This window comes from Lacrimispora sp., assembly GCF_031982545.1.
Taxonomy (GTDB): domain Bacteria; phylum Bacillota; class Clostridia; order Lachnospirales; family Lachnospiraceae; genus Lacrimispora.
Window position 1 is genome coordinate 327215 of record NZ_DALYXB010000006.1, and the last position, 6075, is coordinate 333289.

Annotated in this window: 6 protein-coding genes; all 6 read left to right on the forward strand. The window is 38.8% G+C overall.

The window, feature by feature from the left end; genetic code table 11:
- Window positions 1-4: 4 nt before the first annotated feature.
- The 6 genes from ABS301_RS12595 to ABS301_RS12620 all read left to right on the forward strand — a co-directional run bounded on the left by ABS301_RS12595 (window position 5) and on the right by ABS301_RS12620 (window position 5953).
- Window positions 5-409: a DUF2634 domain-containing protein gene (locus ABS301_RS12595; protein ID WP_349672545.1), complete on the forward strand. Its 405-nt coding sequence runs from the start codon at window positions 5-7 to the stop codon at window positions 407-409.
- A complete protein-coding gene (locus ABS301_RS12600; RefSeq protein WP_349672546.1) occupies window positions 406-1554 on the forward strand; it encodes a baseplate J/gp47 family protein in 1149 nt (382 codons plus the stop codon). The genes ABS301_RS12595 and ABS301_RS12600 overlap by 4 nt, the downstream gene beginning before the upstream one ends.
- Window positions 1544-2065 (forward strand): putative phage tail protein, encoded by a 522-nt coding sequence (locus tag ABS301_RS12605; RefSeq protein WP_349672547.1) that lies wholly within the window; start codon window positions 1544-1546, stop codon window positions 2063-2065. Before ABS301_RS12600 ends, ABS301_RS12605 begins: the two co-directional genes overlap by 11 nt.
- A 9-nt stretch (window positions 2066-2074) precedes the next feature.
- Window positions 2075-4342: a hypothetical protein gene (locus ABS301_RS12610; RefSeq protein ID WP_349672548.1), complete on the forward strand. Its 2268-nt coding sequence runs from the start codon at window positions 2075-2077 to the stop codon at window positions 4340-4342.
- Between the two features lie 155 nt (window positions 4343-4497).
- A complete protein-coding gene (locus tag ABS301_RS12615) occupies window positions 4498-5160 on the forward strand; it encodes a type 1 glutamine amidotransferase family protein (RefSeq protein WP_349672549.1) in 663 nt (220 codons plus the stop codon).
- Window positions 5161-5176: 16 nt separating this feature from the next.
- A complete protein-coding gene (locus ABS301_RS12620; protein ID WP_349672550.1) occupies window positions 5177-5953 on the forward strand; it encodes a class I SAM-dependent methyltransferase in 777 nt (258 codons plus the stop codon).
- Window positions 5954-6075: the final 122 nt, after the last annotated feature.

The window sequence follows — 6075 nt, forward strand, 5'->3', positions numbered from 1 at the left end:
AAACATGGCAACATTGCCGGATTCATCAAGTGCATTTTTATATGAAGGCGAGAAGAGAGAGTATCCTACGGATACATATCTGGTTGACAAAGGAACTGGGACAATCAAAAAAATGGGACAAGGTCTGGAGGCCATGAAACAGGCGGCTGATATTATATTGAGTGTGGAACGGTATGAATACCAGATCTATTCTTCAAATTTTGGCAGAGAGTTAAAAAAATTGGTGGGCAAGCCGCCAGAATATGTGACAAGTATGTTAAAACGGCGGATCAGAGAGGCATTTTCCGTAGACTCTCGGTTTTTATCAGTAGATAACTTTGTTTTTGAGATAACTGACACCGGTACAATAAAATGCGGATTTCAGTTAAAGACCGCGTTTGGAACCCTTTCAGAGGAGGTGGAAATTTGATTGATTTTAGTAATAAAACTTATGGAAATATATTAAGCAGGCAGCTAAAGCGTGTACCCGATACCATAGATAAGAGAGAGGGATCCATGATTCAGACCGCTCTTGGACCGGAAAGCTGGTATCTGGAAGGCTTGTATCTTGATCTGGACTCTGTACAAAAGAATGCTTACGCCGAAACCGCAGGAGGCAATTTCCTGGACTTACTGGTGGCTGAGCGGGGGATTGAGAGAAAAACATCTACTTATGCAGTTAAAAAGGGTGTATTTAACAGAACGGTTCCGGTTGGATCCCGTTTCTCTGCCCTTACAGGTGATGGATACCTGACTTATCAGGTTACAGAATTCATTGGGCAGACAGAGACTGGTTATGCCTATAAAATGAAATGTGAAGCTGACGGAGAAATAGGAAATAATTATACCGGCCAGTTGATAGCAATTGATTATGTCACCGGGCTGACTTCTGCAGAGCTTACTGAACTTTTATTAGCAGGAACGGAAGAAGAGAAGGATAGTTCTTTACGGGAACGGTATCTGGCTACTTTTGATGTAGCTTCATTTGGAGGTAACATAGCCTCTTACCGCAATGCGATTCTTGCCATAGACGGAGTAGGAGAAGTGCAGGTTTATCCGGCATGGAAAGGAGGCGGTACGGTTCTGTGCAGCATTCTTGACGGGAATTTTCGTCCCGCTGGCGAGGAACTGATACATGCGGTTCAAGAAACCATTTGTCCTTTAGAAGAAGGGGGAGCAGAGCCATCGGCAAGTGGTTATGGACTTGCTCCCATCGGGGCAGCAGTTACGATTGGGACGGGAACTGAGTCGGAGTTAGATATTTCTCTTGCGGTTCAGTTCCTTAATACTGTACCTGATGGGAGTTTCGCCTATAAAAGCCAGATTGAAAAGAAGATAGAGGAATATCTTCAGTCAGTCCGACAGTCATGGGGAACCATGGTGAAAAGTCAGAAAATAGAATATGCCGTTACTGTGTATATATCCAGAATAATTTATGCAATTCTTGATATTCCAGAGGTGGTAAATGTAACTGAAGTATTAATAAACGGTGCAGCATCTGACGTGGTATGCAAGGAAGATTTTTCGCTGCAGCAGGTGCCAATATTAGGGAAGGTGACAGTTAATGGCAGTTGATCTGAAAATGCTTCTTCCGGAGTGGTTTCAAAATGTAGTTGAGTTTAATGAATTGCTGGAAACAGAGGCCACAGAACTGAAAGAGGCCGAAGACTGTATTCATTTTGTAAGAAATAATTGTTATATACAGACTGCTGATGAAGCGACTATTATACTTTTAGAAAAAAGATTTGGGATTGTTTATCAGGGAGAAAGCCTGGAATTCAGAAGAAGTCGTATCATGCAGAGATATAATACGGTAGTTCCTTTTACGGTAGGTTTTTTAAAAGACCGTCTGGCCGAACTTTACGGAGTGGATGGATATGAGGTTATGGTAGAAGATAAAAAAAGTTTAATTGATATTAAAATCACTTCAGACCGTTATGGGGCTGTTGATCTTCTTTACAGTTTGCTATGGGATATTTTACCGGCACATTTACAGATTACCGCTAGTCAGGTGAATACAAAGAATTTTAAAGGCGTTTTAAGTCTGGGTTCAACGGTGAGTGGAACTAAGGTAATTACAATCTAAGGAGGTTTTATGGGACAATATAATAAAGCAGTTCTGACGACTGCGGGAGAAAAATTAATTGCACGGGTATTGGCGGGAGAGATTAAGCTGAGTATTACTAAGGCGAAAACATCAAGTTACGAATATCCCGGTGGCACAGATTTTAAATCGCTCACGGATATGCAGGGAATCGAGCAGACAATGACCGATCCTACAACGTGTGTATATGATAATGCAATGATCCAGACCAGAGTTCTTTTCAGCAATAAAGAAGTGGTTTCTACCTACTATATATATAACATTGGCTTATATGTCATGGACGGGACTCAGGAGGTCCTTTTTTGTATTGTGACAGCAGAGATTGCGGATGAAATGCCACAATATAACGGAGTGGCGTCAACTTCCTACATCTATAATATACAGAATGTAGTTCAGGATGCTGCTGAGCTTAATATCACCGTTAATCCTAACGGAACAGCTACGATTCAGGATGTGATGGAGCGGGTGGATGCCACAGGAGGGGATATCTCAGAAACAGTTATTGAAACTCTGGATATTATAGAGGATAAGTATCCGGTACCGGCTGCAGGGGAGAGTGTTAAACGGTTTTTCGGGAAATTGTTGACGTTCCTTAAAAACATAAGACCTCTTACGGGAGATATCAATATTTATGTATCTGCGAATACTGGATCTGATATAACCGGTGATGGTGGCGAATTAAATCCATATGCCAGTATTGGAAAGGCACTTAGTGTAGTCCCAAAGAACCTGAATGGATTTACAACTTCGATATATGTGTCAGACGGTACTTATGCAGAGATTGTTAATATAAATGGGATCAAAAATGGATCACTGATTCTTCGTAGAAATGGCAATGAAGAATTAAATTCTCTTTGCAATGTAAGTAAAATTACCGCAAGTTTTTGTGGTTCAATATCTATCTTAGGCTTTAACTTGACTGCCGAAAATATGGATAGTACATACTTCAATAACTGCGAATTTGTATATATAAATTGTTGTCAATCAATAGAAAATGCACCAAGTAACCAATCATTCAGTTTTGATTATGTTTCGGTTGCCAGAGTTACTGGTTGCAGATCGATAAATCATCAAAATTGCTTAAGATCTTATAGCTCGTATATTTATTCAGGGAGTTGGTCTGGCGATAGCGTAGGTAATGTGTATGGGATATATGTTGATGGTGGAGGACGTATTGCTATAGGTAATGTTTATCAGCCAACCGGAATGGTGTTGAATGAATATTATGCAGCAGGTGGTATAATTACTGGTGTCTTTGGTGCAAAAGTTGGAACATTAAAGAGTGATATTATATTATATGTTTCAACCACTGGATCGGACATAACAGGTAATGGCACATCTGAAAATCCATTTAAGACTATACAACATGCGATTGATATAATACCTAAAGATTTGGGTGGTCATAATGTTAACATTCAGATCGCCAACGGTGTTTACGATGAAAAAGTTACAATAAATGGATTTCATTCTGGTACTATTAGTTTGAATTCAAGCACACCCACAAATATAAATACAGACACTGGTATACGATGTGTAGAAATTACTTGTTGTGAAGCATATATAAAACTGTCTGGCATTTATGTATATGGCAGTAATACAAATGGAGCTTCAATAAATATAACACTTTGCAATTTAGTAACACTTTTGAGTACATTAATGGATTCATCAAGCACATGGGGTGTGAACATTAATGTTTGCAATAATTTTAGATTTAATTCGGGAAATGTGTCTAATAAAGTCACAGCTATAAAATTTGTCGATGCTAGCGGGTATGTGACTAATGTGATAGGCTCTAATAATGGCACTGGGTTGTACGCAGATGGATCTTCGGTTGTACATCGAGTGGGCAATCAACCTATAGCAACTACACCAGTAATACAAGCCTATGGTGCCATGATTGTATATGATAATGGGACACAGATACTTGGTTTAATATCTTATGGATTATCATGTGCATGGGGGACAATACAAGGTGGGCACAGAAGAATTGGAAATGTAAATGGTGTTGCACAGATAGTCGTAAATATGAGGATAACAATAACGCAAGCAATGACTGCTGGTACTGTTTACACCGTAAATGGTTTCCCGTTAGTAGCTGATGGATTTCCTATTGCGTGTACTGTCGATGATTTTTATAGGACGAAAACATGTTATGTGACAAATAATGCTTCAAACGCCTTTATATACTTTATACCTTTAATAAATTTAACAACAGGACAGACCTTAAATTTCTCTGCCACATATATAACAAACTCATAAGGAGGACATAAATTATGAATTACTAAAAAATTAAAGTAGGCTAAATTGCCTACAATATTGCAAAAGGCAGTTGCAGTCTTCACCTGTCAGACGGTGGGGTACTTAAGAAGTAGCATCTGATTCCTGACAAAACGGGCACTTGCAAAAATTCAGACTTGATAGCTAATAATTTATTAGATAGAATAGTATTAAAGGATAACGTCAGTTACATATTTAGCCTGGGGGGAGGAGTCATTATAAAAAAAGAAGTTCTAATTCTATTAACTCACCAATGGTGCGACTGGGAAGGAAGTTACGCAATTGCCGTAATTAATTTATTTTCCGATTATACAGTTAAAACCATAGCGATTGATAATCTTCCTAAAACCTCAATGGGCGGTATCAGAGCCAGCGTTGATTATATCATTGAAGATTACCATTCCTATGACAATCTTGCCATGGTAATTATGCCGGGTGGTCTTTCCTGGGAAGAGAACGATTATATAGAAATAAAAGAATTTGTCAAACAGCTCATCAGCATAAAAATTCCAGTAGCAGCAATCTGTGGTGCAACCTATTTCCTGTGTAAACACGGATTCCTTGATCATGTTAAGCATACGGGAGATTCTTTGGAGTATTTCAAGAGCGCAAAAAATTACAAAGGGGAAGACCTCTATATCCCCGCTCAGGTCGTAGTAGACGGAGGGATCATGACTGCCAATGAAACGGCTGCCGTTGAATTTGCTTATGAGATATTTAAAATTCTTAAAGTAGACAGTGATGAGGAAATGAGTCAGTGGTATGATAATTTTAAAAATGGAGCTGTACGGCAGGTTTAGACATAAAGGAGAAAATATGGATTTCAGAAAAACGTTTGACACAATCCCGGAACAATTTGATAAGTGGAGACCAAGGTATTGTGAGGAGCTTTATTCCGAAATAATCACCCATACAGATCTGGATCCCCATAAATCAGCTTTGGAAATCGGACCGGGGACAGGGCAGGCCACGGAGCCTTTCCTAAAGACAGGATGTGACTATCTGGCGATTGAACTGGGGAAAAATTTTGCGGAGTTCATGACAAACAAATTTGGTACTTATGATAATTTCCATATTGTAAATGATGACTTTGAGACCCACAATTTTGGAGACCGGAAATTTAACCTCATATACTCCGCCGCAACCATACAGTGGATTCCGGAGAACATTGGATTTCCTAAAATATTCGACCTTTTAAAACCCGGCGGGATCTTAGCTATGTTCATGACATACTCCGATTACAAAAGTGGGAATGAAGATTTGTATGAACAGATGGAGGAAGTATACAGAAAGCATTTTTATGTTGAAACAAAGTATACGTGCAAACTGGACTACGAACATGTTCTCAATTATGGATTTACTGACTTAAAGTATTACGAATGGAAAATAGAAAGATTTTTAAATGCTGACGAGTATGTGGAATACTTAGCAGGAACCCAGGTGGAGCATATAACATTAAAAGAGCCCTATAAAACCAGATTTTATGAAGGGATCAGGGAAGCTGTTTTGAATGCTGGAAATCAGATAAAAATAATTGATACAATCGCATTATATATGACTAAGAAGCCTGATTTTGATGCCGTTTCATTATAATAAGTAAAGGGGCTGTAAAATAACTCCTCAATAAAATAGGACTTTCCGAAGCACGTTCGTGCATCGGAAGTCCTATTTTTGTGGTAAAATTTAACTATGACGAAAAACAATACCATAGATTA